Annotated in this window: 22 protein-coding genes; 11 read left to right on the forward strand and 11 right to left on the reverse strand. The window is 73.7% G+C overall.

All coding sequences use genetic code 11. The features are described 5' to 3' along the window. Nucleotides 1-15: 15 nt before the first annotated feature. On the reverse strand, nt 16-702 hold the full coding sequence (locus ACFQ8C_RS09820; protein ID WP_383454280.1) for a hemolysin III family protein: 687 nt from the start codon (nt 700-702) through the stop codon (nt 16-18). A gap of 211 nt (nt 703-913) precedes the next feature. Between ACFQ8C_RS09820 and ACFQ8C_RS09825 the strand changes: the two genes are divergently transcribed. Beyond that, nucleotides 914-2731, forward strand: coding sequence for a phosphoenolpyruvate carboxykinase (GTP) (locus ACFQ8C_RS09825; RefSeq protein ID WP_383454157.1), 1818 nt, complete (start codon nt 914-916; stop codon nt 2729-2731). Between the two features lie 148 nt (nt 2732-2879). Here ACFQ8C_RS09825 and ACFQ8C_RS09830 read toward each other — a convergent pair whose 3' ends face one another. The 6 genes from ACFQ8C_RS09830 to ACFQ8C_RS09855 form a co-directional block, all read right to left on the reverse strand. Continuing rightward, nucleotides 2880-3470 carry a hypothetical protein gene (locus ACFQ8C_RS09830; protein ID WP_383454160.1) on the reverse strand — a complete coding sequence of 197 codons (591 nt, stop codon included), beginning with the start codon at nt 3468-3470 and terminating at the stop codon, nt 2880-2882. Beyond that, nucleotides 3457-5064, reverse strand: coding sequence for a substrate-binding domain-containing protein (locus tag ACFQ8C_RS09835; protein ID WP_383454162.1), 1608 nt, complete (start codon nt 5062-5064; stop codon nt 3457-3459). Before ACFQ8C_RS09835 ends, ACFQ8C_RS09830 begins: the two co-directional genes overlap by 14 nt. After that, on the reverse strand, nt 5061-6317 hold the full coding sequence (locus ACFQ8C_RS09840) for a toxic anion resistance protein (RefSeq protein WP_383454164.1): 1257 nt from the start codon (nt 6315-6317) through the stop codon (nt 5061-5063). Before ACFQ8C_RS09840 ends, ACFQ8C_RS09835 begins: the two co-directional genes overlap by 4 nt. Then, nucleotides 6314-7438 (reverse strand): hypothetical protein, encoded by a 1125-nt coding sequence (locus ACFQ8C_RS09845; RefSeq protein WP_383454166.1) that lies wholly within the window; start codon nt 7436-7438, stop codon nt 6314-6316. The genes ACFQ8C_RS09840 and ACFQ8C_RS09845 overlap by 4 nt, the downstream gene beginning before the upstream one ends. A gap of 213 nt (nt 7439-7651) precedes the next feature. Beyond that, a complete protein-coding gene (locus ACFQ8C_RS09850) occupies nt 7652-8041 on the reverse strand; it encodes a hypothetical protein (RefSeq protein ID WP_383454168.1) in 390 nt (129 codons plus the stop codon). A gap of 101 nt (nt 8042-8142) precedes the next feature. Further along, nucleotides 8143-9354, reverse strand: coding sequence for a pyridoxal phosphate-dependent aminotransferase (locus ACFQ8C_RS09855; RefSeq protein ID WP_383454171.1), 1212 nt, complete (start codon nt 9352-9354; stop codon nt 8143-8145). Between the two features lie 109 nt (nt 9355-9463). Here ACFQ8C_RS09855 and ACFQ8C_RS09860 point away from each other — a divergent pair, with 109 nt between their 5' ends. Both ACFQ8C_RS09860 and mptB read left to right on the forward strand, forming a co-directional pair. After that, nucleotides 9464-9910 carry a hypothetical protein gene (locus ACFQ8C_RS09860; protein WP_383454174.1) on the forward strand — a complete coding sequence of 149 codons (447 nt, stop codon included), beginning with the start codon at nt 9464-9466 and terminating at the stop codon, nt 9908-9910. 46 nt (nt 9911-9956) lie between these two features. Further along, nucleotides 9957-11381, forward strand: coding sequence for a polyprenol phosphomannose-dependent alpha 1,6 mannosyltransferase MptB (mptB, locus tag ACFQ8C_RS09865; protein ID WP_383454177.1), 1425 nt, complete (start codon nt 9957-9959; stop codon nt 11379-11381). Between the two features lie 168 nt (nt 11382-11549). On the opposite strand, the gene ACFQ8C_RS09870 is transcribed toward mptB, so the two are convergent. Then, nucleotides 11550-13157, reverse strand: a complete 1608-nt coding sequence (locus ACFQ8C_RS09870; protein WP_383454179.1) for an amidohydrolase family protein — start codon at nt 13155-13157, stop codon at nt 11550-11552. 13 nt (nt 13158-13170) lie between these two features. Further along, nucleotides 13171-14439 carry an alanine racemase gene (locus ACFQ8C_RS09875; RefSeq protein WP_383454182.1) on the reverse strand — a complete coding sequence of 423 codons (1269 nt, stop codon included), beginning with the start codon at nt 14437-14439 and terminating at the stop codon, nt 13171-13173. Nucleotides 14440-14610: 171 nt separating this feature from the next. Between ACFQ8C_RS09875 and ACFQ8C_RS09880 the strand changes: the two genes are divergently transcribed. From ACFQ8C_RS09880 to ACFQ8C_RS09895, 4 genes are all read left to right on the forward strand, one after another. Further along, on the forward strand, nt 14611-15609 hold the full coding sequence (locus tag ACFQ8C_RS09880; protein ID WP_383454282.1) for a sugar kinase: 999 nt from the start codon (nt 14611-14613) through the stop codon (nt 15607-15609). After that, nucleotides 15606-16382, forward strand: a complete 777-nt coding sequence (locus ACFQ8C_RS09885; RefSeq protein ID WP_383454184.1) for an IclR family transcriptional regulator — start codon at nt 15606-15608, stop codon at nt 16380-16382. Before ACFQ8C_RS09880 ends, ACFQ8C_RS09885 begins: the two co-directional genes overlap by 4 nt. Then, the gene (locus ACFQ8C_RS09890) at nt 16375-16785 is read left to right on the forward strand and encodes a RidA family protein (protein WP_383454187.1); all 411 of its coding nucleotides are present in this window, start codon (nt 16375-16377) and stop codon (nt 16783-16785) included. Before ACFQ8C_RS09885 ends, ACFQ8C_RS09890 begins: the two co-directional genes overlap by 8 nt. A gap of 84 nt (nt 16786-16869) precedes the next feature. Then, the gene (locus ACFQ8C_RS09895) at nt 16870-17355 is read left to right on the forward strand and encodes a hypothetical protein (protein ID WP_383454190.1); all 486 of its coding nucleotides are present in this window, start codon (nt 16870-16872) and stop codon (nt 17353-17355) included. A 115-nt stretch (nt 17356-17470) separates the two neighbouring features. Here the strand turns inward: ACFQ8C_RS09895 and ACFQ8C_RS09900 are convergent, their stop codons facing one another. Further along, complete coding sequence (locus tag ACFQ8C_RS09900) at nt 17471-18814, reverse strand: M14 family metallopeptidase (protein WP_383454192.1); 1344 nt, start codon at nt 18812-18814, stop codon at nt 17471-17473. A gap of 198 nt (nt 18815-19012) precedes the next feature. Beyond that, the gene (locus ACFQ8C_RS09905) at nt 19013-20737 is read right to left on the reverse strand and encodes a chitinase (protein ID WP_383454193.1); all 1725 of its coding nucleotides are present in this window, start codon (nt 20735-20737) and stop codon (nt 19013-19015) included. Between the two features lie 339 nt (nt 20738-21076). Between ACFQ8C_RS09905 and ACFQ8C_RS09910 the strand changes: the two genes are divergently transcribed. Genes ACFQ8C_RS09910 through ACFQ8C_RS09925 form a run of 4 tightly spaced genes read left to right on the forward strand, consistent with a single transcriptional unit; the run spans nt 21077 to nt 24316 of the window. Continuing rightward, nucleotides 21077-21931: a hypothetical protein gene (locus tag ACFQ8C_RS09910; protein WP_383454196.1), complete on the forward strand. Its 855-nt coding sequence runs from the start codon at nt 21077-21079 to the stop codon at nt 21929-21931. 21 nt (nt 21932-21952) lie between these two features. Then, nucleotides 21953-22666 (forward strand): Flp pilus assembly protein CpaB, encoded by a 714-nt coding sequence (cpaB, locus tag ACFQ8C_RS09915; protein WP_383454198.1) that lies wholly within the window; start codon nt 21953-21955, stop codon nt 22664-22666. 9 nt (nt 22667-22675) lie between these two features. Continuing rightward, nucleotides 22676-23941, forward strand: coding sequence for a CpaE family protein (locus tag ACFQ8C_RS09920; RefSeq protein ID WP_383454201.1), 1266 nt, complete (start codon nt 22676-22678; stop codon nt 23939-23941). 3 nt (nt 23942-23944) lie between these two features. Next, complete coding sequence (locus tag ACFQ8C_RS09925) at nt 23945-24316, forward strand: TadE/TadG family type IV pilus assembly protein (RefSeq protein WP_383454203.1); 372 nt, start codon at nt 23945-23947, stop codon at nt 24314-24316. The last annotated feature ends 166 nt before the right edge of the window (nt 24317-24482 follow it).

A 24482-nucleotide genomic window follows, 5' to 3' on the forward strand; every position in this document is an offset into this window, starting at 1 on the left:
GGTGATTCTGCCCGGTCAGCTCTGGTAGACGACCAGGGAGATGCCGACGTAGTGGGCGATGAAGGCGGCCAGGGTGAGCGAGTGGAAGACCTCGTGGAAGCCGAACCAGCGGGGGGACGGGTTCGGGCGCTTCATGCCGTAGATGATGCCGCCGGCGCTGTAGAGCAGTCCGCCGACCACGACCAGGACGAGGACGGCGATGCCGCCGGCCCGCATGAAGTCCGGCAGGAAGAAGACGGCGGCCCAGCCCATGGCGATGTAGCAGGGGGTGTAGAGCCAGCGGGGGGCGCCGACCCAGAAGACGCGGAAGGCGATGCCGGCGGTCGCGGCGGCCCAGACCGCCCACATGAGCGGCTTCGCGGTGGAGTCGGGGAGCAGCAGCAGGGTGAGCGGGGTGTAGGTGCCTGCGATGATCAGGAAGATGTTGGCGTGGTCGAGGCGGCGCAGGACGGCCTCGCCGCGCGGGCCCCAGTTCCCCCGGTGGTAGAGCGCGCTGATGCCGAAGAGCAGGCAGGCGGTGAGGACGTAGATCCCGCAGGCCACGCGGGCGCGGGGGGAGTCGGCGAGCGCGACGAGGACCAGGCCCGCGACGATCACGGCGGGGAACATGCCGGCGTGCAGCCAGCCCCTGAGCCGTGGCTTCAGCGGGAGCGACGGGTCCTGGACGGTCGGATCGGGCTCGACCGGGGTCACTTCCGGCATGGCTGCAGTCATGACACGTAAGCGTACCTACGGCCCCGTAGGTGCCGGATACGAGTGGCGATGCTCACGTGTGCACCCCCCTGGACATATGGGCGTTTCCAGCGGATGATCAAATGAGTGCGGTCGGCACCGGATGAGCAGCTACGACGCATCCGGGTCGCGGCCCCCACGGGGCATACAGCGAAAAAACACCCCTCTACAAGGAGCGATCGTGGCGCGCGACAACGCGGCTCCCCTTCCCACCCAGCACCAGGAGCTCGTCTCCTGGGTGAACGAGATCGCAGAGATCACCCAGCCCGACCGCATCGTCTGGTGCGACGGCTCCGAGGCCGAGTACGAGCGCCTGTGCGAGCAGCTCGTGGCCAAGGGAACGTTCACGAAGCTCGACCCGGTGAAGCGCCCGAACTCGTACTACGCCGCCTCCGACCCGTCCGACGTGGCCCGCGTCGAGGACCGGACCTTCATCTGCTCCGAGAAGGAGGAGGACGCCGGCCCGACCAACCACTGGAAGGCCCCGGCGGAGATGAAGGAGCTCTTCGCGGGCTCCGAGGGCATCTTCCGCGGCTCCATGAAGGGCCGGACCATGTACGTGGTCCCCTTCTGCATGGGCCCCCTGGGCTCCCCGCTCTCCGCGATCGGCGTCGAGATCACCGACTCCGCCTACGTCGCGGTCTCCATGCGCACCATGACCCGCATGGGCCAGGCCGTCCTCGACGAGCTCGGCACCGACGGCTTCTTCGTGAAGGCCGTCCACACCCTCGGCGCCCCCCTCGCGGAGGGCCAGGAGGACGTGCCGTGGCCGTGCAACCCCACCAAGTACATCTCGCACTTCCCGGAGTCCCGCGAGATCTGGTCGTACGGCTCCGGCTACGGCGGCAACGCGCTCCTCGGCAAGAAGTGCTACGCCCTGCGCATCGCCTCCGTCATGGCCCGTGACGAGGGCTGGCTCGCCGAGCACATGCTCATCCTCAAGCTGACCCCGCCGCAGGGCGAGGCGAAGTACGTGGCCGCCGCCTTCCCGTCCGCCTGCGGCAAGACCAACCTGGCCATGCTGGAGCCGACGATCCCCGGCTGGACCGTGGAGACCATCGGCGACGACATCGCCTGGATGCGCTTCGGCGAGGACGGCCGCCTCTACGCCATCAACCCCGAGGCCGGCTTCTTCGGCGTCGCGCCCGGCACCGGCGAGCACACCAACGCCAACGCCATGAAGACCATGTGGGGCAACTCCGTCTTCACCAACGTCGCGCTCACCGACGACGGCGACGTGTGGTGGGAGGGCATGACCGAGACGGCGCCCGCGCACCTCACGGACTGGAAGGGCAACGACTGGACGCCCGCGTCCGAGACGCCGGCCGCCCACCCGAACGCCCGCTTCACCGTCCCGGCCGGGCAGTGCCCGACCATCGCGCCGGAGTGGGAGGACCCGAAGGGCGTGCCGATCTCGGCGATCCTCTTCGGCGGCCGCCGCGCCACCGCCGTGCCGCTGGTCACCGAGTCCTTCGACTGGAACCACGGCGTCTTCCTCGGCGCCAACGTGGCCTCCGAGAAGACCGCCGCCGCCGAGGGCAAGGTCGGCGAGCTGCGCCGCGACCCCTTCGCCATGCTGCCGTTCTGCGGCTACAACATGGGCGACTACATGGCCCACTGGGTCAAGGTGGGCGCCTCCGCGGACGCCGCGAAGCTGCCGAAGATCTACTACGTGAACTGGTTCCGCAAGAACGACGCCGGCAAGTTCGTCTGGCCCGGCTTCGGCGAGAACAGCCGCGTCCTGAAGTGGATCGTCGAGCGCCTCGACGGCAAGGCCGAGGGCGTCGACACCCCGATCGGCGTCCTGCCGACCCGGGAGGCCCTGGACACCGACGGCCTGGACCTGGCCGACGAGGACCTGGACTTCCTGCTCACCGTCGACAAGGACGTCTGGCGCGAGGAGGCCGCTCTGGTCCCCGCGCACCTGGAGACCTTCGGCGAGCACACCCCGAAGGAGCTGTGGGACGAGCACCGCGCGCTGGTCGAGCGCCTGGGCTGATCCCGTAGCAGTATCGAGACTCGTGGTGGGCTGCCCCGACATACCGCCCTGACCAGTGGGGTCACGACGGTCCATCACGACGCAACCGGCCCCGGAGCCCCCTCAGGCTCCGGGGCCGGCGCATGTCCCGGGCGCCGGGAGAGGCCCCCTACGCGCCCCGGTCCTCCAGATAGCGGGTGTGCGCCCGCTGACGGAGCTCCTCCGCCTCCTGGAGTGCCGCGGCGATCCCGCCGGCCTCCTCGCGCAGGGCGGTCAGCTGCCGCTCCAGATGGCGCTCGGGAGGCTCGGAGCCCGGATTCACCCGGGACCACCAGCGGGTGCGCACGAAGGCGTCGACCGCTTCCGGCACGTCCTGGCGGACCGCGCGGGCCAGCACGCGCAGGTGCTCCGGGTCGGCGACCCACCCCGGTTCGAGCAGCGCCCCGACGAGGGCGTCCAGCTCGTCGAGCCGCTTGCGGGCCTCCTCCGGCAGCTCCACCTCGGCGAGGTACTCCCGCAGGGTGGCGTGGTCCGCGCGCAGCGACTCCAGCTGCTCGTCGGCGCTCGGGAAGGCCGGGGCGTCCGGCCGCTCCGGCGGGGCGATCAGCGCGCCCGCGCCGTACAGGCCGAGCACCACCAGCGGCCAGAGCCCGCCGGCCGCGCCGGTGAGGGCGACGCCGAGCCCGGCCAGACCGCAGAGGCAGCCCGTCACGTTCTTGCGGGACTCCGCGTAGCGGAGCACGGGGTTACTGGTAGCCACGGATCTCCTCGAAGGCGCCGTTCAGGGACCCCTCGGCCCCGAAGACCCGGCCGCCGGTCAGGTCCGCGAGGTGCTCCAGCTCGCCCCGGTCGGAGTCGCCGAAGAGGATCGGGAAGACCGGGGTGCGCCGCTGCTCGGCGGGCAGGCCGCGGAAGAAGGCGTCGAAGTCGGCGGCCTCGATCCCGTCGGTGTTCTCCCCGTCGGTCATGAGCACGACCGAGGTGAAGGCGTCCCGGGGCGCGGTGCCCAGGCCGCGGTAGGCCTCGGTGAGGCTGGAGTAGATCGCGGTGCCGCCGGAGGCGGTCAGCCTGCCGACGTCGGCGCGGAGGGCGTCCCTGGCCTTCGCCGGGTCCTTCGGGTCGACCGTGTGCGTCCGCACCTCGCCGGTCTTCACCGCGGTGCCGAAGGGCATCAGGGTGACCTCCTCGCGGTCCCGGAAGTCCGCGGTCAGCTCGGTGATCGCCTCCTTCAGGCGGGCCAGCCGCTCGCCGCCCATCGAGCCCGAGGTGTCCAGGACGTAGACCGTGCGGGAGGGCCGGCGGAGCGTGTTGTCGTACGCGTCGAGCAGGCCGTCGGCGACCGAACGGCTGCCGGGGAAGGGCAGCTCCCGCCGCAGGTCGCGGCCGAGCCGGGGCGCGGGGTCGACGCCCGCGACGACCGGGCGGCGCAGGGTCGTCTCGGTGATCCGGCGCTGCGCCTGAGGGCTGCGGAGGTAGGTGGTGAGCCGCTGGGCCGACTCCTTGGCGTCGGCGGAGGCGGCGGTGAGGAGGGTCAGCGGGTAGTCGGCGGTGACGACGCCGTCGGAGGGGCGGATCACCGTGAGCCCGCCGGGCGCGGAGAGCAGCACGGACTCGTAGTTGACCAGCGCGTCGACGTCGGTGCGGCGGCCGTACGCGGTGGCGAGCCAGCCGGAGGAGCCGGAGGTGAGCTTCTGGCCGGTGAAGAACTCGCGGAGCTTCGGGGTCGCCTTCGCCACGTCCTGGTCGCTGAGCGCGGCCTGGGCGCCGGAGAGCCCGGAGGCGACCGAGACCAGCGCGGAGAAGCCGGAGTTGGAGCGCTTGGGGTCGGTCATGCCGTACGTCAGCCTGCCCGCGGCGACCGCCTGGTGGAGCTGCGACCAGGTCACCTTCTCCGGGTCCCAGCCGAGCCGGGCGACGACCTCGGGGCGGACGCCGAGCGCCACCGGGGAGGTCATCACGGGGGTCTCGCCGGTGATCCGGCGGGCGGTGTCGGGGCGCAGCCGCAGATAGTCGTTGGAGGAGAGCCAGACGGCGTCGTACTCCTTCTCGGCCCGGCCCGAGGCGATCTGCTCGACGGCGTCGAGGGTGCCCGCGTAGGTGGTGCGGACGGTGACGCCGGTCGCCTCGCGGGCGTCCTCCAGGACCGGTGCCATGTCGGACAGTTCGGAGGAGGCGAGGACGCGGAGGGTGCCGGGGGCGGCGGGCGCGGTCGGATCGCCCTTCGGGCGGCCCGAGCCCTGTCCGCCGGCCGAGCCGTCGGGGGTCGAGCAGGAGGAGGCCGTGGTGGTGAGCGCGAGGGCGAGGGCGAGGACGGCGAGGAGCCGGGTGCGCGCCCGCGGGGTGCGGGGTCTCATGCCGGGGTGCCGCCTTCCAGTGCGCTCGTACGGCGGCTGCGGTCCAGGTGGGCGCCGGCTTCCCGGAGTTCGGTCGTGAGGGAGGAGACGGTCGCCGCCATCGCCTCGGTCGCCTGGACCTTGTACGTGTCGATGGCGTCGAGCGTGCGGTAGATCTGCTGGAAGGCGGCGCGCAGGGTCTCGGTGCCGACCGCCGGGTCGGCGGCGATCCGCTGGATCTCGCCGGCCTGGGTGGAGAGCATCTCGGCGTTGCCCCGGATGAGGTCCTCGGTGGTCGAGCGGAGGACGTTCACCTGCTCCGTGACCTTGCGCTGGTTCTCCAGGGCGGAGGCGAGCATGACCGCGATCCGCAGCGCCGACAGGGTCGTCGTCGCGGCCCGGTCCACGCCCTTGATCAGCTCGTCGTTGTTCCGCCGGACCACGTCCATCGCGAGGTATCCCTGCGCGCAGACGGCGAGTTGGGTGAGCAGGTCCTGGTGCTTCTGGCGGACCGGGAAGAGGACGTCGGCGCGGAGCGCGTCCGCCTCGGACGGGTCGGGGGTGCCCGCGATCCGCTGCTCCACGGCGGCGTCGAGGGCCTCGGCGAGGACGGTGAACTCCTGGAGCTTGCCCATGGTCTCCCAGAGCCGGGCCCGCTCGGTCTGCAACGCGGCGTTGTCGCGCCGGAGTTCGTCCTGGCCGCCGCGGAGCGAGCCGACGATCCGGTTGAGGGTGGCCTGCGAGGAGGCGTACCTGGCGACGTGGTCGCGGAACCTGTTGCCGCCCGGCAGCCTCGCCAGCAGGCGCCGGGCCCCGCGGCCCGGGGTGTCGCGCGGGTCGAGGTCCTCGACGGTGCGGCGCAGCTCCACCAGGGAGGAGCCGACGCGGGAGGAGGCGTCGCCGCCGCCCTGGCCGAGGGAGCGGACCGTGCGGTCCAGCATCCGGTTCGACTGCTGGGCGGCGGCCCGCATCTCGCCGGAGCCGAGCGCCGTGATCTCGCCGACGCGGCCGGCGAACTCCGGGGAGCGCGGGTCGAGTCCGGCGAGCGAGCCCACGTACTCCTCGGCCCGCCGGGACATCTCGGTGCGCACCGACGCGTCCAGCGGCACCAGGCCGGAGGCCTGTTCGGCGCGGACCACGGGGGTGGGGGCGGGCGGGGTGAGGACGAGCGGGGCGTCCTGTTCGGGCGGGGTCAGCAGGAAGGTGGACTCGGGCGGTCCCGCGGAGGGGTCGCGGGGCTGCCCGCCGGTGCGCGGGTCGGTCTGCTCGGTCATGCGGTGCCCCCCTGTTCCCGGGCCCGCCGCGCCATGTCGCGCAGCACCGCGCCGGTGGGCACGGGCGCCTGGCGGACTCCGGTCAGTGTCTGGTTGAGGTATTCGCCGTGCGCGTTGGTGGCCTCGGTGAACTCGGGCGCGGCGCCCTGCGGCCGGAAGCCGTGCCGGACGGCGAGGCGGCGCAGCTCCGGGTCCTCGGACAGCAGCCGGCCCAGCTCCTTGCCGCCCTCGGTGAGCGGTACGAGGGTGTGGTCGCTGTTCACCGTGGTGTCCGGGTAGAGCACGACGAGGTCGCCCATGGGGCGGCCGGCGAGGAGCTGGGCGGCGACCTGGGACTCGTACACGAGGACCAGTGGGTTGCCGACGCCGCTCACGAAGTCCCGGAAGGGGGCGTCGGAGCCGGTCTGCTGGGCGCCCTGGACCTGGGTGAGCTTGCGCAGCAGCGGTGCGGTGCGGGCGACGGCCTCCTTGCCGTCGGCGACCCGGCCGCCGTCGGCGACGTAGCTCGCGGCGGCGAGGTAGAGGGCGCCGGAGTTGGAGGCCACCGGGTCGGTGGAGGTGATGAAGAGCGTCCCGCTCAGCTCGGTGTGCCGGTCGGCGCCCTTGAGCTGGCGCCAGCCGCGGTCGGCGCGGACGGCGGCCAGATAGGCGTCCATCCGGAGGATGCCGCTGGTGCCGCGGGCGCCGAGGGTGGCCAGGCCGTTGTCGGCGAGGACCCGGGCGGCGTTGCTGTGCGCGACCACCACCAGCGGCGAGTAGAACGGGCGCAGCGGCGCGGCGGCGGCCTTGTCGGCGGCCTTGGCGCGCAGCTCGTCGGCCGGTCCCTTCGAGGACGGGAACGCGAAGTCGTATCCCTCTAGGGGGAGTTGCTCCATGTCCCAGGACCCGGAGGTCTCGGTCCGTACGGTGAGGCCCCTGTCGGACAGGGCCTTCACGACGTCGGGGTCGGCGAAGAACTCGCTCTTCTCCGAGCCGATGACTCCTCGCACGGTCTTCGTTGCCGTGCCCTTGTCCTTTTCGCCGCCTGTCACGAGGACGGTGGCCACGCCGCCGAGGAGCAGGACGGCAAGGACGATTCCGAGAATGCGTCTCACGCGGGCAGAGTGCTCGCGGAAACCCACATTCCAGAGGGAGTTGGGTGTACGGCGGGTGAAGGAGCGATCCCGGAAGGGAACCGGAGGGGTGCTTGTCGTGTTCCCCCGGGGTCTGCGGGGGGCGCGGCTCGGGGGTGTGGAGGGCGTGGACCGGGAGGGGAGGGCCTGGTGGGGGTGGGGCTCGGGGTGGGGTGGGTGGCTCCCGGGCCGGGCGGTTCGTGCCGCGCGGCCCGGGGCCGTCTAGGGGGCGGCGACCAGGGGGGTTCCGGTCAGGGCCGCGGTGTGGGTGTCCATGCGGGTGGCCGCGAGGATGGCGGCGGAGGTGTCGGCGCGGGAGGCGGCGACGACCAGGGCCCGGCCCGCGAGGGTGTGGGCCCTGCGGTGGAGGGCCTCGGGGGTGGCGCCGCTCAGGGCGGCGTGCCGGGCGGGGGGCGCGCCGCGGAGGCGGGCGACCTGGCGGGCGATCTGTTCGCCTCCCTCGCCGTCGCCGAGCTCGTCGGTCACGGCGAGCAGGGCGGCGAGGTGGCCGGCGAGCTGGATGTCCAGCTCCTCCTCGCGGGAACGGTGCGGGAAGGCGCCGGGCTCGCCGACCGTCGTGTGGACCGACTTGGTGCGGATCGGTTCGTACATGGGGACGGCCTCCTGACTGCTCGGAGACCAGCCTATCTTAGATTCCGTCTAAAGTTGATTCGGGTCCGGTTCAAGGGCGGGTCAAGAACGGAGGGGGCGGTTCAGGGCTGGCCGTAGCCGTCCAGGAAGCGGCCGATCCGCGTCACCGCGTCCGTGAGGTCCGCGACCGACGGCAGCGTCACGATCCGGAAGTGGTCCGGCTCGTGCCAGTTGAAGCCCGTCCCGTGCACCACCATGATCTTCTCGGCCCGCAGCAGGTCCAGGACCATCTGCCGGTCGTCCTTGACCTTGTAGACGTTCGGGTCGAGGCGCGGGAAGAGGTACAGCGCCCCCTTCGGCTTCACGCAGGTCACGCCCGGGATCGAGGTCAGCAGCTCGTACGCCGTGTTCCGCTGCTCCAGGAGCCGCCCGCCCGGCAGGACCAGGTCCTCGATCGACTGCCGTCCCTGGAGCGCGGCGGCCACCGCGTGCTGGGCCGGCATGTTCGCGCAGAGGCGCATGTTCGCGAGGATCGTGAGCCCCTCGATGTACGAGGAGGCGTGGTGCTTCGGGCCGCAGACCGCGAGCCAGCCGGAGCGGAAGCCGGCCACCCGGTAGTTCTTGCTCATGCCGTTGAAGGTGAGGCAGAGCAGGTCGGGGGCGATCGCGGCGGTCGGGGTGTGCGTGGCGCCGTCATAGAGGATCTTGTCGTAGATCTCGTCCGAACAGATCACCAGGTCGTGCCGGCGGGCGATGTCCGTGAGCGAGCGGAGCATCTCGTCGTCGTAGACGGCTCCGGTCGGGTTGTTCGGGTTGATGATCACGATCGCCTTGGTGCGGTCGGTGATCTTCCGCTCGATGTCGGCCAGGTCCGGCATCCAGTCCGACTGCTCGTCGCAGCGGTAGTGCACCGCCGTACCGCCCGCGAGGGAGACCGAGGCCGTCCACAGCGGGTAGTCGGGGGCCGGGACGAGGACCTCGTCGCCGTCGTCGAGCAGCGCCTGCATCGACATCTGGATGAGCTCGGAGACGCCGTTGCCGAGGTAGACGTCCTCGACGGAGAGGTGGATGCCCTTGGTCTCGTAGTGGCTCATCACCGCGCGGCGGGCGGCCAGCAGGCCCTTCGCGTCGCCGTAGCCGTGCGCCTCGGAGAGGTTCCGGAGGACGTCCTCCAGGATCGCGGGCGGGCACTCGAAGCCGAAGGCGGCCGGGTTTCCGGTGTTGAGCTTGAGGATGCGATGACCCGCGGCTTCGAGCCGCATCGCCTCTTCGAGCACCGGGCCGCGGATTTCGTAACAGACGTTGGCGAGCTTCGTGGACTGGATCACCTGCATGACGAGAGCTTACGGCGGGTGGGGGTGGGATGCCTCGTGTTCTTGGACACGTCGGGCACCCGGGTGCGCCCGGAGTACGGACCTGTCGTGATCCCTACAATGCGGGGCCATGAGCTTCGAGGACCCTGACAGACGTGCGCCCGGGCGCCGCCGGCACGCCTCCGCGAGGCGGGGGCGCGGGGCGGTGTGGCTGGTCGCCGCGGGCGGGGCCGCGGTGCTCGGCCTCGGCGCGGTGGCGCTGACCGGCGGCGGGACGAAGCGGCCGGCCGACCGGGAGGGCGGCGGAGGCCTGCCCGCGCTGATCCAGGCGGTCCCGACGGAGAGCGGTACGGCCCCGACGCCGGCCCCGAGCCGCAGCGCGAGCCGACCGGCGGCCCCCGGCCGGTCCACCGCCCCCGGGGCCGTGGCGTCCAGGCCGCCCACGACGGCCCCGTCCGAGCCCGCGGCCCCCGTGACGCCGGAGGAGACCGCGCCGGCCGCCGTACCCACCGACTCCGGCGGCACCGCGACCGGCAAGCCGGGCCGGGGACGCGGCAACGGCAAGGGCCCGCGCTGAGACCGGCCCCCGGGCCGCACCGGGGCCCGGGGTAGGTTGGCTGGTCATGTGGGCTGTGAGTGGTTCCGGATGCCGGTGGCTGGGTGCGGGCGGCGCGCTCGCCGTCACCCTCGGCGGGTACGCGGCCGGGGCGCTGCCCGTCGTCGGCGGCGGCGCCCTGTGGGCGCCGCGCGGCGGTGCCGCCGGGACCGCCGGGGCCGTGCTCGCGGCGCTGGGGCTGACGCTGCTGGTCGCCGCCTGGTGGCGGTACGGCGTGCTCCTCGCGCGCGGCGCCGCCGGGGGCGTGCTCGGGACGCTCGCCGCGTGGGCCGCGCCGCTGCTGGTCGCGCCGCCGCTGCACAGCGCCGACGTGTACAGCTACATCGCCCAGGGCGCGATGGTCCTGGAAGGGCACGACGTCTACGGCGCCGGACCCTCCGTGCTCGGGCCCGGCCAGCTGGGGGCGGACGCCGCGGCGAGCGTCGGCGGGAACTGGACCGACACCCCGGCACCGTACGGGCCCGTCTTCCTGCTCCTCGCCGAGGCCGTGGTGAAGCTGACCGGTGGGGCCGTCGTCCCCGCCGTCCTGCTGCTGCGGCTCGTCGCGGTCGGCGCGCTGGCGCTGCTCGTGTGGGCGGTGCGCGGCTTCGGGAAGGGCGACGGGGCGCTGTGGCTCGCCGTGCTCAACCCGCTGCTGCTCGTCCACGTCGTCGGCGGCACGCACAACGACGGCCTGATGGCCGGGCTCATGCTCGCGGGGGTGCTGCTCGCCGTGCGCGGGCGGTGGGTCCTGGGCAGCGTGCTCGTCGGCTGCGCCGTGATGGTGAAGTCGCCGGCCGCCGTCGCGCTCCTCTTCGTCGCGGTGATCGTCGCCCGGCGGGGCGGACTCCTGAAGGGGCTGCTCCTTCCTCCCGCGGTCGCCGGCGCGGTGGCCGCCGGGGCGAGCCTGGTCTCCGGGACCGGCTTCGGCTGGCTGGGGACGCAGTCCGTCGCCGGTGCCATCCACACGCCGCTCTCGCTCACCAGCGACCTCGGCCTCGCGCTCGGCGAGCTCGTCGCGGACGACCCCGAGCCGGTCAAGGCCGTCGTGCAGAAGCTGGGCCTGCTCGCCGCCGTCGTGATCATCGCGGTCCTGGCGTGGCGGGCGTACCGGGGCCGGATCGACCCGGTCCTCGGGCTGGGGTACGGGCTCCTCGCGCTGGTCGCCCTCTCGCCGATGGTGCAGCCCTGGTACCTGCTGTGGGGCACGGTCGCCGTCGCGGCCGTCGCCTGGCACAGCCGGGCCGGGCAGGTGCTCGCCGTGCTCTCGGCGGCCCTCGTGTACGAGACCCAGCCCTCCGGCTCCACCCCCTGGTACGGCTTCGTCGCCGCCGTCCTCGTCCTGGCCCTGGGCGCGGTGTGGCTCCGACGGAACCGGTGGCCCACCACCGCCGTCGCCTGTCCGGCCGAGCCCGCCCCGCCGGCCCGGCGCACGGCCGGAACCCCCGGGTGACCACGGCCCCGGCGGCGCCCCGGCGGCACGCCGATCGCCCGCGCCGCCTCGCGCCGGGCGGCCCGGCCCCGGATCCGACCCGGAACCCGTCATCCGGGCCTCCACGGGGCCGGTGAGGAACCCGGCCCGATCCGAGAGGCCCGAACAGGGGCCCGGCCCGGAGCGGGCCTAGACCCCCCGCACCGGCGTCCGCCGGATCGCGCGCCCCGCCAGGGCGTCCGTGCGGCGCCCGTCCTCGATCACGAAGCGGCCGTCCACCAGGACGTGCGGGATGCCGACGGGGAGGGTGCGCGGGGCGTCGTACGTGGCTCCCGCCGCGACCGTCGCCGGATCGAAGAGCACCAGGTCCGCCACGTACCCCTCCCGGACCAGGCCCCGGTCGGGCAGCCGGAGCCGGGCCGCCGGGCGCGAGGTCAGATGGGCCACGCACTCCTCCAGGGAGAGGACGCCCTCCTCGCGGACGTAGCGGCCCAGGTACTCGGGGAAGGTGCCGTAGGCGCGCGGATGCGGCTTGGCGCCCTGGAGGATGCCGTCCGAGCCGCCGGTGTGGACCCGGTGGCGCATGATCGCCCGCACGTTCTCCTCGTGGCCGACGTGCTGGAGGATCGTCGAGCCGAGCCGGTCGGCGAGGAGCAGCGCCCGCGCCTCCTCCCAGGTGGCGAGCCGCCGGCCCACCCGGTCGGTCAGCGACGGGTCCGTGACGCCCGAGACCTCCACCGTCCCCCAGTCGACCGGCACCCCGTGGCAGCCGTCCGAGCCGGTCACCTCCAGGTCGTGGCGGATCCGCTCCGCCGTCGCCCCGTCCGCGAGCCGCCCGAGGACCGCCTCCGGGCCGCCCTCCTGCGCCCAGGAGGGGAGCAGCGCGAGCAGGGTCGTGCAGCCGGGGGTGTACGGGTACGTGTCGAGGCTGAGGTCCGCGCCGGCGTCCAGCGCCCGGTCGAGGAGGGCGAGGAGCTCCGGCGCGCGGCCCTCGTTCCCGGCGAAGTTCAGCGTGGCGTGCGCGAGGTGGAGCGCGCAGCCCGCCTCCCGGGTCAGCGCGATCATCTCCTCGTACGCGCGCAGCGCGCCGGCCCCGTAACTGCGGTGGTGGGGGCAGTAGTAGCCGCCGTACTCCGCCACCACCCGGCACAGTTCGGCGAGTTCGGCGTCGGGGGCGTACATGCCGGGGGTGTAGGTGAGGCCGGAGGACATGCCGACGGCGCCCTGCGCGAGGCCCTCGGCGACGAGACGGCGCATCCGGTCGAGTTCGGCGGGGGTCGCGGGCCGGTCCTCCCAGCCCATCGCGTACATCCGGACCGTGCCCTGCGGGACGAGGTAGGCGGCGTTCACCGCGATGCCCCGGCCGCCGTGGGCGGTGTCGAGCCGGTCCAGGTACTCGCCGACCGTCCGCCAGTCCAGGTCCAGGTCGGACCCGTCGCCGTTCCAGCCGGTGATCGCCCGCCGCACCTCCTCGCGGGTGCGGTCGTCCACCGGCGCGTACGACAGCCCGTCCTGGCCCAGGACCTCGAGGGTCACGCCCTGTGCGGCCTTCGCGCCGTGGTCCGGGTCCCGGAGCAGCGCGAGGTCGCTGTGGGCGTGCATGTCGACGAAGCCGGGGGAGAGGACCAGCCCCTCCGCGTCGACGCTCCGGCGGGCCGTCGGCCGCTGGCAGCCGGCCGCCGCGGCCTCCTTCACGATCGAGACGATCCGGCCGTCCTCGACCGCCACGTCGGCCCGGTACGAGGGCGCGCCGGAGCCGTCGACGACCTCGGCGTCCCGGAAGACGAGATCCATCATCCCCGGCCCCCGGTCAGAAGAAGGTGCGGACGTAGTCGACGACCGTGCCGTCCGCCTCGACCAGCGGGATCAGCTGCCACTTGTCGAAGGAGGTGCACGGGTGGGACAGGCCCATCCCGACCCAGTCGCCGACCTCCACGTCCGCGCCGTCCTCGGTGCGCAGCCAGGCGTGCTGGTCGGAGAGGGCGGTGACGGCGACCCCGTCGGCCGGGCGGACCTCGCCGGTCCGGGCGGAGCGCACCACCTGCGCCTCCGGCAGGTGGAGGTCGTACGCGGCGTCCCGCTTGCCCGCGTTGGTGAACGCCTGCCCGGCGGACGGGCGGGACACCACCTGCGACCAGAGGCGGAACGCGGGCTGGAGGACGCCCTCCTCGGGGACCCGGTTGAAGGGGGTCTTCTCGCGGTACTGGCCGTCGTCGTGCGAGACGTACGCGCCGGAGCGCAGCAGCTTCAGGACCGGGAGGGAGAGACCGGGGATCTCCGCGAAGACGTCGGCGACCGCGTCGAACCACGCGCTGCCGCCCGCGCTCACCACGATCTCGCCGGCGGACGGGTCGAAGCGGCCGTCCTTGTCGAAGGCGACGGCGAGGCCGGTGAGCCGGCGCAGCCAGGCGCGCACCGACTCCCCGTCGGCGCCCGGGACCTCGGCCTCGTAGCCGGCGACGCCGACGAGCCGGAGGGTCGTCGTGGCGGCGACGGCGTCGGCGACGGCCGCGCACTCCGCCTCCGTGCGGGCGCCGGTGCGGGCCCCGTCGCCGGCGCCCAGCTCCACCACCACGTCCAGCGGGCGCCGGGCCCCGGCCGCGCGCAGCGCCCCGTCCATCAGCTCGACCCCGCGCACCGAGTCGACGTAGCAGACCAGGCGGAAGTCCGGGTGGGCGTCCAGCTCGGCGGAGAGCCAGCGCAGCGCCGCCGGGTCGACGACCTCGTTGGCGAGGAAGACCCGGTCGACGCCGTGGGCGCGGCAGACCCGGACCTGGTGGGGGACGGCGGCGGTGATGCCCCAGGCGCCGTGCTCGATCTGGCGGTGGAAGAGGACCGGCGCCATCGAGGTCTTGCCGTGCGGGGCGAAGGCGAGGCCGTGGCGCTCGGCGTACTCCTCCAGGGCGCGGAGGTTGTGCTCGACGGACTCGGCGGAGAGGGCGAGGACCGGGGTGGTGAAGCCGCCGGTGAAGAGGGAGCGGCGCTGGGCGGCCAGCTCGCCGACGGTCAGGCCCTCGGCGTCCGGCGGCAGGCCCTTGAAGCGGTGGTCGACGCGCTCGTTCGCCAGCTCGTCCGGCATGGATCCTCCTCCGGCGTTGCACTGTACGCAACGCCCATTGCGTATATCGCTCACCGCTGTCTAACATCCGGGCCGAGGCCGGGTCAATGGACACGGCACGCAGGCCCGAGGACCAGCAGGAGCGTGACAGTGGCCGGACCGCCCCCCGAGGTCGTCTGCGTCGGCGAGTCCATGGTGACCTTCCTGCCCTCCCGGCCGGGCCGACTCGCCGACGTCCCCGCCTTCACCCGCGCCGTCGGCGGCGCCGAGTCCAACGTCGCCTGCGCCCTCGCCGCCGCCGGGCACCGCGTCCGCTGGATCGGCCGGGTCGGCGCCGACGGCTTCGGCGACCACCTGCTCGACACCATCGCAGCGTACGGAGTCGACACCGGAGCCGTCCGACGCGACCCGCACCGGCCCACCGGCGTCTACTTCCGCACCGACGCGGACCGGTCCACCGACGCGCACGAGGTCGTCTACTACCGGGCCGGCTCCGCCGCCTCCGCCATGTCCCCGGCGACGCTCCCGTACGACACCGTCGCCGACGCGGCGATCCTCCACCTCACCGGCATCACCGCCGCGCTCTCCGAGGACTGCCGGGCGCTGCTGTACGAGCTGACCGAGCCGCGCCCCGGCCGCCCGCTCGTCTCCTTCGACGTCAACCACCGGCCGGCGCTCTGGCCCGGCGGCGGGGCCGCCGAGGTGCTCCTCGACCTCGCCGCCCGCGCCGACCTCGTCCTCGTCGGCGCCGACGAGGCCGAACACCTCTGGGGCACCCCCGACGCCGACGCCGTCCGCGCCCTCCTGCCCCGGCCCGCCGTGCTGGTCGTGAAGGGCGGAGCGGGCCCCGCGATCGCCTACGAACGCGCGCCCGGCGGAGGCCCCGACACCGTCACCGCCGGCCCCGCGCCCCGCGTCGACGTCGTCGCCTCGGTCGGCGCCGGCGACGGCTTCGCCGCCGGGTTCCTCTCCGCGCTGCTGCGCGGGCTGCCCATGGAGGCCCGGCTGCGGCACGGCCACCTCGTGGCCGCCGCCGCGCTCACCGTCCCCGGGGACCTCGCCGTGCCGCCCCGCCGCGCCCACGCCGACCGGCTCGCCGGACTCGACGACGGGGCCTGGGGGAGACTGCACCTCGGCCCCGGGTGGACGTCCGCCGACACGGAGGCCGACGAGGAGGTACGTACCCGATGAGCCAGACCGTCGACCGCGCGCTCAGCATCCTGCCGCTGCTCGCGCAGGGGCCCGCCGACCTCGGACAGGTCGCCGACCGGCTCGGGGTGCACAAGTCCACCGCGCTGCGGCTGCTGCGGACGCTGCACGAGCACGGGCTCGTCTACCGGCAGGGGGACCAGCGCTACCGCCTCGGCGCCCGGCTCTTCGCCCTCGCCCAGGAGGCCGTCGAGAACCTCGACGTGCGCGAGATCGCCCACCCCCACCTCGCCGCCCTCAACGAACGCACCGGCCACACCGTCCACCTCGCCGTCCACGAGGACGGCGAGGTGCTCTACATCGACAAGGTGGAGAGCCGCTACCCCGTCCGCATGTACTCGCGGATCGGCAAGCCCGTCGCGATCACCGTCGCCGCCGTCGCCAAGCTCCTCCTCGCCGACCTGTCCGAGCCCGAACGCCGCGCCCTCGCCGCCCGGCTCGACTACCCCCGCTACACGCCCCGCTCGACCCCCGACGCCGCCGCGTTCCTCCACGAGCTGGCCACCGTGCGCGAGCAGGGCTGGGCCACCGACCTCGGCGGCCACGAGGAGTCCATCAACTGCGTCGCCGCCCCGATCCGCGGCGCCGACGGGCGGGTCGTCGCCGCGATGTCCGTCTCCGCGCCCAACGTGGTCGTCACGGCGGAGGAACTGCTCGCGCTGCTGCCGCTGGTGCGCCGCACGGCGGAGGCGATCAGCCACGACTACTCCGGCACCACCCCACCGAAGGAAACAGAGGCAAGCGTCGATGAGTGAGAAGACCGCGATCACCCCCGCCACCCACACCGCCCCGCCCGCGAAGTTCTCGCACGGCGTGCGCAAGGGGAACATCCTCCAGGTCGCCGGGCAGGTCGGCTTCCTCCCCGCCGCCGAGGGGCGGCCGCCGACGCCGGCCGGTCCCACCCTGCGTGAGCAGACCCTCCAGACCTTCGCCAACGTCAAGGCGATCCTGGAGGAGGGCGGCGCGAGCTGGGACGACGTGATGATGATGCGCGTCTACCTGACGGACGTGGACCACTTCGCCGAGATGAACGCGATCTACAACCAGTACTTCGAGGAGCAGGAGCTCAAGGCCCCGCCGGCCGCGCGCACCACCGTCTACGTCGGCCTGCCCGCGGGCCTCCTCGTCGAGATCGACGCGCTGGCCGTCCTCGGCTGAGTCCCGCGGGGTCCCGGAGGGTCCCGGAGGGGAGCGCGGGACCCCGGAGGGTCCCTTCACAGCCGCGTCGGCCATACTGCCGCCGTGGAGCAGAGCAACGGACCCATAATCGAGCCCCTGCGGGCCGCTTCGGCCGACCCGTCGTTCGTCCCGGGCATCACGGGAGCCGCGCCGGCGGAGCCGGAGGAGCCCGCCGGAGAGCCGGCCCCCGTCGTCGAGGACGCGCCCGGGACGGCCGACGACGAGCGGCCCGCGCCTGCGGCGGAGCCCGGTGAGGAGCCCGCCGACGGGCCGGTCTTCGAGGCCGCCGACCGGCGGGGCCGGATCGTCGCCGACGCCGAGGGCGTGCGGCTGAGCTACGACGAGGAGGCGTGCGAGTTCCGCTGGGACGAGCTCGCCGCCGTCGAGAGCGAGAAGGGGCGTTTCGGCAAGCGGTTCACCGTCACCGTGCACACCCCTGACCGGCGCTGGTACCCGATCGAGATCATCGCGCCGGACAGGGGGCGCGTCACCGCGTGGGAGTCGGAACTCGACGCGGTGCTGGACGCCTACTTCGACGAGACCGCCTGAGGCACCGTCAGGCCGGCCCGCGCGGTCGGACCGGCCCGCGCGGTCGGACCGGCCCGCACGGTCGGGCCGGTCCGCGTGGTCGGCCCGATCCGCGCGGTCGGGCCGGTCGGCCGGGTCAGGCCGCGCAGTACTGCGTCTGCTTGCCGATCGAGCGGTACATGCAGTCCGCGTTCTCCAGGAGCTGGAGGACGGCGTCGCGGTTGCGGCTCGTCTCGCGCTCGATCACCTCGTCGGGCGGGTAGAAGCCGCCCCCGCCGGACGAGGCCGGGTACATCTCGAAGGTGTACCCGAAGATCCTGTGCACGCCCCACAGGTAGTCGTCGATCGAGCCGTCCGTGATGTAGAGGTCGCTGGACTGCTCGGGCGTGTAGCCGTTGCTCGCGGCCATCTTGCCGCCGACGGTCGCGAAGGCGTCGCGGTCGTCCTGCGTCATGCCGGTGGTGGTGTTCGCCGTCGTCCAGCCGAAGGGCCAGAGGACCAGCTCGCTGTAGGTGTGGAAGTCGATGGCCGCGGTGATCTGCTGCTTGCCGCCGACCACCCGCGAGCGGACGAAGTCGGCGACGACCTTCACCTCGGGGGCCGACTCGGGGGCGGCGCCCCGGTAGGTCTCCGAGCTCTTGGTGCCGGAGGAGCCGCCGCAGCAGCCCCACTTGTAGTCCCAGTTCCGGTTCATGTCGGTGCCGACGTACGACGAGCCGGAGTTGGGCTGCCGGTTCTTGCGCCAGCTGCGGTAGGAGCCGGAGGCGATGTCGTACTCGCCGCCGTCCGGGTTGAGGTCCGGCACGATCCAGATCTCGCGGTCGTTCACCATCTTCGTGACGCGGGCGTCGGAGCCGTACCCCGCGCCCAGCTCGCGCAGCAGGTAGAGCGCCATCTCGACGGTGAGGTGCTCGCGGGCGTGCTGGTGGTGGGTGAAGAGGACCTCCGGCTCGTTCTCGTCCGCGGCCACGTTGTCGCTGATCTTGATGGCGACGATGTCGCGGCCCTGGTAGCTCTTGCCGATGACCCGCTTGCTCATGATCGACGGGTACGCGGCGAGCCGTTGGTCGATCTCCGCCGTCATCTCGGCGTGGTTGTGGTACTTCGCGTCGGCGGACGGGAAGTCGAGCGGGCCGAGGGCCGATCGGGCGGCCTCGCCCCGGTCGGGCGGGGCGGGGAGGGCGACCGGCGCGTAGCCGAGGGCCTTGAGCCGGCCCAGCTCCCGCTCGTCGGCGCTGACCACGACCGAGCGGGCGTCGACCTCGTCGATCGAGACGCCGGTGGCGGTGAGCGCGGAGCGGGCGGCGGAGGTGGAGGGCCCGGCGATCTCGTACTGCCGGATCACCTCCTCGCCGCCTCTGGCGGCGGTCGCCGGATCGGCTCCGGCGGGAGAGGAGAGGGCGGAGAGGGGCGCCGCGAGGGCGAGCGCCACGAGGGCCGCGAGGGTGGCGGACCTTCTGCCGCTTCGGGGACGTCGCATGGTGTCTCCTGGGTGGGGAGTGTGGGGGAGTGCGACAACAGGTGCGGGTGTCCGGGGCACATGGTGAGGGCCATGTCATGGACGGGTCAAGAGAGCAGGTTCGGCCATGGTCGTTGTCACGCTAGGCGACGGAACCCCCGGAAACGCGGCACGGCGCCGCCGGAGGACCGGCGGCGCCGCGATGGGGGTGTGCGGGGGTTACGGCAGGCCGTGGACGTGCGGGCCGACCGCGTTCGACCAGGCGTTGCCGGCCGTCGCGTCCCAGTTGGTCGACCAGGTCATGGCGCCCCGGAGGGTCGGCCAGGCCTGGGCGGGCTTGAAGGTGCCGCAGCCGGTCAGCTTGGTGAGGCAGTCGATCGCGCTGTTCACGACCGACGGGGCGACGTAGCCGCTGCCCGCGCCCCGGGTGGAGGCGGGGACGCCCAGGCCGACCTGGGACGGGTCGAGGCCGCCCTGGATCTGGATGCAGGCGAGCGCGGTGAGGAAGTCCACCGAGCCCTGGCTGTAGACCTTGCCGTCGCAGCCGAGCATCGAACCGCTGTTGTAGTACTGGGTGTTGACCACCGTGAGGATGTCCTTCACGGCGAGCGCGGTCTTGAAGTACTCGCTGCCCGTGGACTGCATGTCGATGGTCTGGGGGGCCATCGTCAGGACCATCTTCGGGCCCGCCAGGGCGGACAGCTGGCGCAGCGCCTTGGTCAGGTAGGTGGAGTTGATGCCGTGCTCGAGGTCGATGTCGATCCCGTTGAAGCCGTACTCCTGGAAGAGGGCGTAGGCGCTGTTCGCGAAGGCGGCGGCGCTGGCGTCACTGTTGATCGTGACGTTGCCCTTCTCGCCGCCGACCGAGATGATCACCGACTTGCCGGCCGCCTTCTTGGCCGCGATGTCGGCCTTGAAGTCGGCGACCGAGGTGTAGCCGACGGCCGGGTCGAGGTTGAAGGTGATCTGGCCGGGCGTGGTCGTCGAGTCCGCGAAGGAGACGGCGATGATGTCGTACGCGGCCTGGACGTCGCGGATCTTCTGCTTGGCGGCGCCGTTGTCGAAGTTCTGCCAGTAGCCGGTGACCGCGTGCTTCGGGACGGCCGGGTTGTCGCCGCCGCCACCGCCGCTCTTGGCCGTGCGGGCGCTCACGGCCGCCGACTTGGCGGACTCGCCCGCCGCGTTGGTGGCCGCGACCTGGAAGGAGTACGCGGTGTCGGCGGTGAGGCCGGTGACCGTGGTGGAGGTGCCGCCGACGGTCGCGGCGAGCGCGCCGTCCCGGTACACCTTGTAGCCCGTCGCGCCGGAGACCGCGCCCCAGCTCAGCGGGACCGCGCTGGTGGTGGGCGTGCCGGCGGCGAGCCCGGCGGGCGTGCCGGGGACCACCGGGTCGGGGTCCTGGCCGCCGCCGCCGTCGGGGCCGTACACGCTGACGTCGTCCACGTGGTAGGCGGCGGTGCCGTACCACCCGTGGGTGTAGATCTCGACCGAGGTGGTCGAGGCGCCGGTGGTGAAGGTGGTGGTGAGCTGCTTCCAGGACGGGGAGTCGGGCGTCCAGGTGGAGACGGTGCCGGTGCCGGTCCCGGTGCCGCTCGCGCCGAGGTAGGCGTAACCGCCCTGGACCCAGGCGCTCAGCGTGTAGGTGGAGTTGGGCTTCACGGTCACGGTCTGCGCGCACTTGGCGTTGTCGAGACCGGCGGGGAGGGCCTTCAGCGCGCCGGCGCCGCTGTGGGCCGGGGTGGCGACGGCGGTGCCGCTGCCGGCCGAGCAGGCCCAGTTGGCCAGGCCGTTCTCGAAGCCCGCGTTCCGGGCGTTGTTGACGTCGGCGGCGAGGGCGGTGCCGGCGCCGCCGACGAGGGCGAGGCCGGATCCGACGGCGAGCGCGAGGGCTCCGCCGAGCCAGCGGCGCGCGGCCGGGCGGGTGGTGGTGCGGTCCACGTGCATCCTCCGGTGGGGGAGTCGGGAGCTGGAGGTGCCGTACGTCGTCGTACGGGGAACTGCGGTCAGGTCAGGGGGTTCGGGAGGTGGCCACCGCCGTCGTCGCACCAAGTTGGTCCAGACCAATTGCGTTGTCAAGACCTCTGGCAAAGACCGGTGGCGGGCGGAGCCTCGGAATCCGGTGACGCGAAAGGGGGTGGGAGTTGACGGATTGTGTGTTCACCACCCCGGTCCGCGTGGATAAGGTGCAGAACAGCCGTACCGAGGGGACGGGAAGGCCGGTGCGGGCCGGAGGGGACGCGTACGGCCGAACGGCCGGGCGGGCCGGGAAGGACGGGGGCTGACGTGCCGACAGCGATCGCGGTCACCGGCGCCGATCTCGTGCTGCCGCCCACCGACCCCGCGACCCCCAACGCCGCCGTGCTCGCCGACCCCGCGGCCCGCACCCTCGACGACTCCGTCACCGAACTCCGCCGCCTCGTCGACCGCTTCGGCCACGTCCTCGTCGTCTGCCCCACCTCCGCGCCACCCGCCGTCGCCCACCGCCTCCACACCGTCCGCGGCCTCCTGGAGAGCGACCGGATCGCCCTGGTCAGGACCGACCTGCCGCCGCTCGGCGCCGCCGTCCTGGTCCGCCAGCTCCGCCAGCTCTCCGCCTGCGACATCAGCCCCGGAGTCCTCGCCTCCGCCGCCCGGCTGCTCGCCCACTACATCTACGCGGGCGCCGTCCTCGGCTCCGTCTCCCGCCTCGACCGCGTCCCCGTCACCCTCGGCTCCCACCTCAAGGGCTGGCTCCCCGGCGCCCACTTCGCCGTCCTCGCCGGTCCCACCCCCCGGATCGTCCGCGTCGGCGCCGACGAATCCGGCTTCACCGGACCCGAGTTCACCACCCGGCTGATGATCGCCCGCGGCCAGCTCGCCACCGAATGGCCCACCACCGCCCTCGCCCCCCGCTGGGCCGTCGCCGGCCCCGTCGAGGAGACCGCCCTCCCCGCCTCCTCGCCCGCCTGGTGGGGCACCGCCAAGCTCACCGAGTTCGCCGCCTACCTCCCCGACCTGCCCGTCCTCCACCGACTCGTCGCCTCGGTACGCCGCGAGACCTGCCACTGGTGCGGCATGGACCTCATCGGCGACCGCTGCGGCTTCTGCGCCGCCCCCCTGGCGGGCGGCACCACCGCCCCGGCCCAGGCGGGCCGGTGACCCGATGAACGAGGAAACCCGATGAACTCCCGCCAGCGCCGCGGCGTCATCCTGCTGCTGCTCTCCGTCCTCTGCGCCCTCGGCGCCTTCGCCGGCGTCCTCGCGGTCATCAGCGACGTGAACGCCAAGGTCGGGCCGGAGACCACCGCGTACCGGGTCAAGAAGGACGTCGAGCCCTACAAGCGGCTGAGCGCGGGCGACTTCGAGAAGATCTCCATGCCCGAGCGCTGGCTCTCCGAGACCGCCGTCACCGACCTCGCCCAGATCGAGGGCAAGACCGCCGTCACCCGCCTCAAGGCCGGCTCGCTCCTCCAGAAGGACATGATCGTCCCCCGCCCCGCCCTCCGGCCGGGCGAGCAGGAGATCGCCATCATGATCGACGCCGCCACCGGCGTCGCCGGCAAGATCACCCCCGGCGCCACCGTCAACATCTACGCCACCTTCGCCGGCGACAAGAAGGGCGAACCCAGCCAGTCCCGCCTCCTCGTCGCCGCCGCCCGCGTCATCGACGTCGGCACCCTCACGCCCTTCGGCAAGCCCAAGTCCGGTTCCCGCACCGCCACCGAAGCCGTCCCCATCACCTTCGCCCTCTCCGGCCAGGACACCCAGCGCGTCGCCTACGCCGAATCCTTCGCGGAGCACGTACGCCTCGCCCTCGTCGCCCCCTCCGCCGACGGCGCCCCCGCCAAGCCCGCCCCCGGCGACCGCACCTACACGCTCGACAAGGACAAGTGAGGCCCGGCCATGCCCACCAGGATCCTGCCGGCCGTCGGCGACCCCGACGCCGCCCGGGCCGTCGCCACCCTCCTCGGCCAGCTCCCCGACGCCGAACCGGCCCCGCCCGTCCCCGACTCCACCCAGCTCGTCGACACCCTCGCCAGGCTCGCCGCCGAATCCCTCGACGCGCTCCCCGAGGTCGTCCTCGTCCACGAGCGGATCGGCCCCGTCCCCGCCCTCGACCTCGTCCGCGAGGTCGCCCTCCGCTTCCCCGCCGTCGGCGTCGTCCTCATCACCGCCGACACCGGACCCGGCCTGCTCTCCGCCGCCATGGACTCCGGCGCCCGCGGCCTCGTCTCCCTCCCGCTCGGCTACGAGGAGCTGGCCGGCCGCGTCCAGGCCGCCGCCCAGTGGTCCGCCGGCTTCCGCCGCCACCTCGGCGGCGGCGCCGCCGAACTCCTCGCGGGACCCGGCGGCACCGTCGTCACCGTCAGCGGCGCCAAGGGCGGCGTCGGCACCACCCTCACCGCCGTCCAGCTCGCCCTCGCCGCCCGCGCCGCCGGCCGCACCGTCGCCCTCGTCGACCTCGACCTCCAGAGCGGCGACCTCGCCTCCTACCTCGACGTCCAGTTCCGCCGCTCCGCCGCCGACCTCGCCGCCATCACCGACATCTCGCCCCGCGTCCTCCAGGACGCCGTCTACGTCCACGAGACCGGCCTCTCCCTCCTCCTCGCCCCCGGCGAGGGCGAACGCGGCGAGGAGGTCACCGACCGCGCCGTCCGCCAGATCGTCAGCGCCCTGCGCGGCCGGCACGAGGTCGTCGTCGTCGACTGCGGCTCCCGCCTCGACAGCGCCAACGCCGCCGCCGTCGAGATGGCCGACACCGCCCTCCTCGTCACCACCCCCGACGTCATCGCCGTCCGCGCCGCCAAGCGGACCGTACGGATGTGGGAACGGCTCCAGGTCCGCAAGGCCGAGCACACCCTCGCCCTCGTCAACCGCCACTCCCGCACCAGCGAGATCCAGCCACCCCTGGTCCAGAAGATCACCGGCACCCGCATCGCCGGCGTCACCGTCCCCGCCGCCTACAAGGAACTCCAGGCCGTCGTCGACGCCGGCCGCCTCCACGAACTCGACGCCCGCTCCACCGTCAAGCAGGCCCTGTGGTCCCTCGCCGCCGAACTGGGCCTCACCGGCCCCCCGGCCGGCGCACCCGCCGCCCCCGGCAAGCAGCTCGCCCGCGCCGGCGACCGCGGCTCCCTCGGCCTGCGCCGCCGCGGCGGAGGCCGCTGAACCATGCGCCGGCTGCGGGGAAGCGGAGACAGGGGCCAGGTGGCGGTGGAGTTCGCCGGCATGGTGCCCCTGATCCTGCTGACCCTCGCGCTGCTGTGGCAGGTGGTCCTCGTCGGCTACACCTACACCCTGGCGGGCAACGCGGCGGACGAGGCGGCGCGGGTCTGCGCGGTGGACGGCCCCTACGAAGAGGCGGGGACCCGGCACCTGGACGGCGCCTGGTCCGGCGCGGTGAGCTGCACCGGCCCGGCGGACGGCATGGTCACCGCGACCGTCACCGTCGACACCCCGATCCTCTTCCCCGGCCTGGGCGGCTTCCCGGGCGTCGAGGCGACGGCCGGCGCGGTGTACGAGGGGGAGGTGACGGACGAGTGAGGCGTACGGGACGACTCCCGGCCCGGGCGACCACCGGCGGCGCGGGCGCTGCCCGGCGGGGCGGTGCCGACGGTCGGGGCGCGGGCGCGGAGACGCGGGGGGGGGGCCCCGCGCGGGGGGGGGGCGGGCGGGTATAGGAATGTCCGAGCCCACGAGAGCAAAAGCG

The organism is Streptomyces sp. NPDC056503, from assembly GCF_042794995.1.
Lineage (GTDB): Bacteria > Actinomycetota > Actinomycetes > Streptomycetales > Streptomycetaceae > Streptomyces.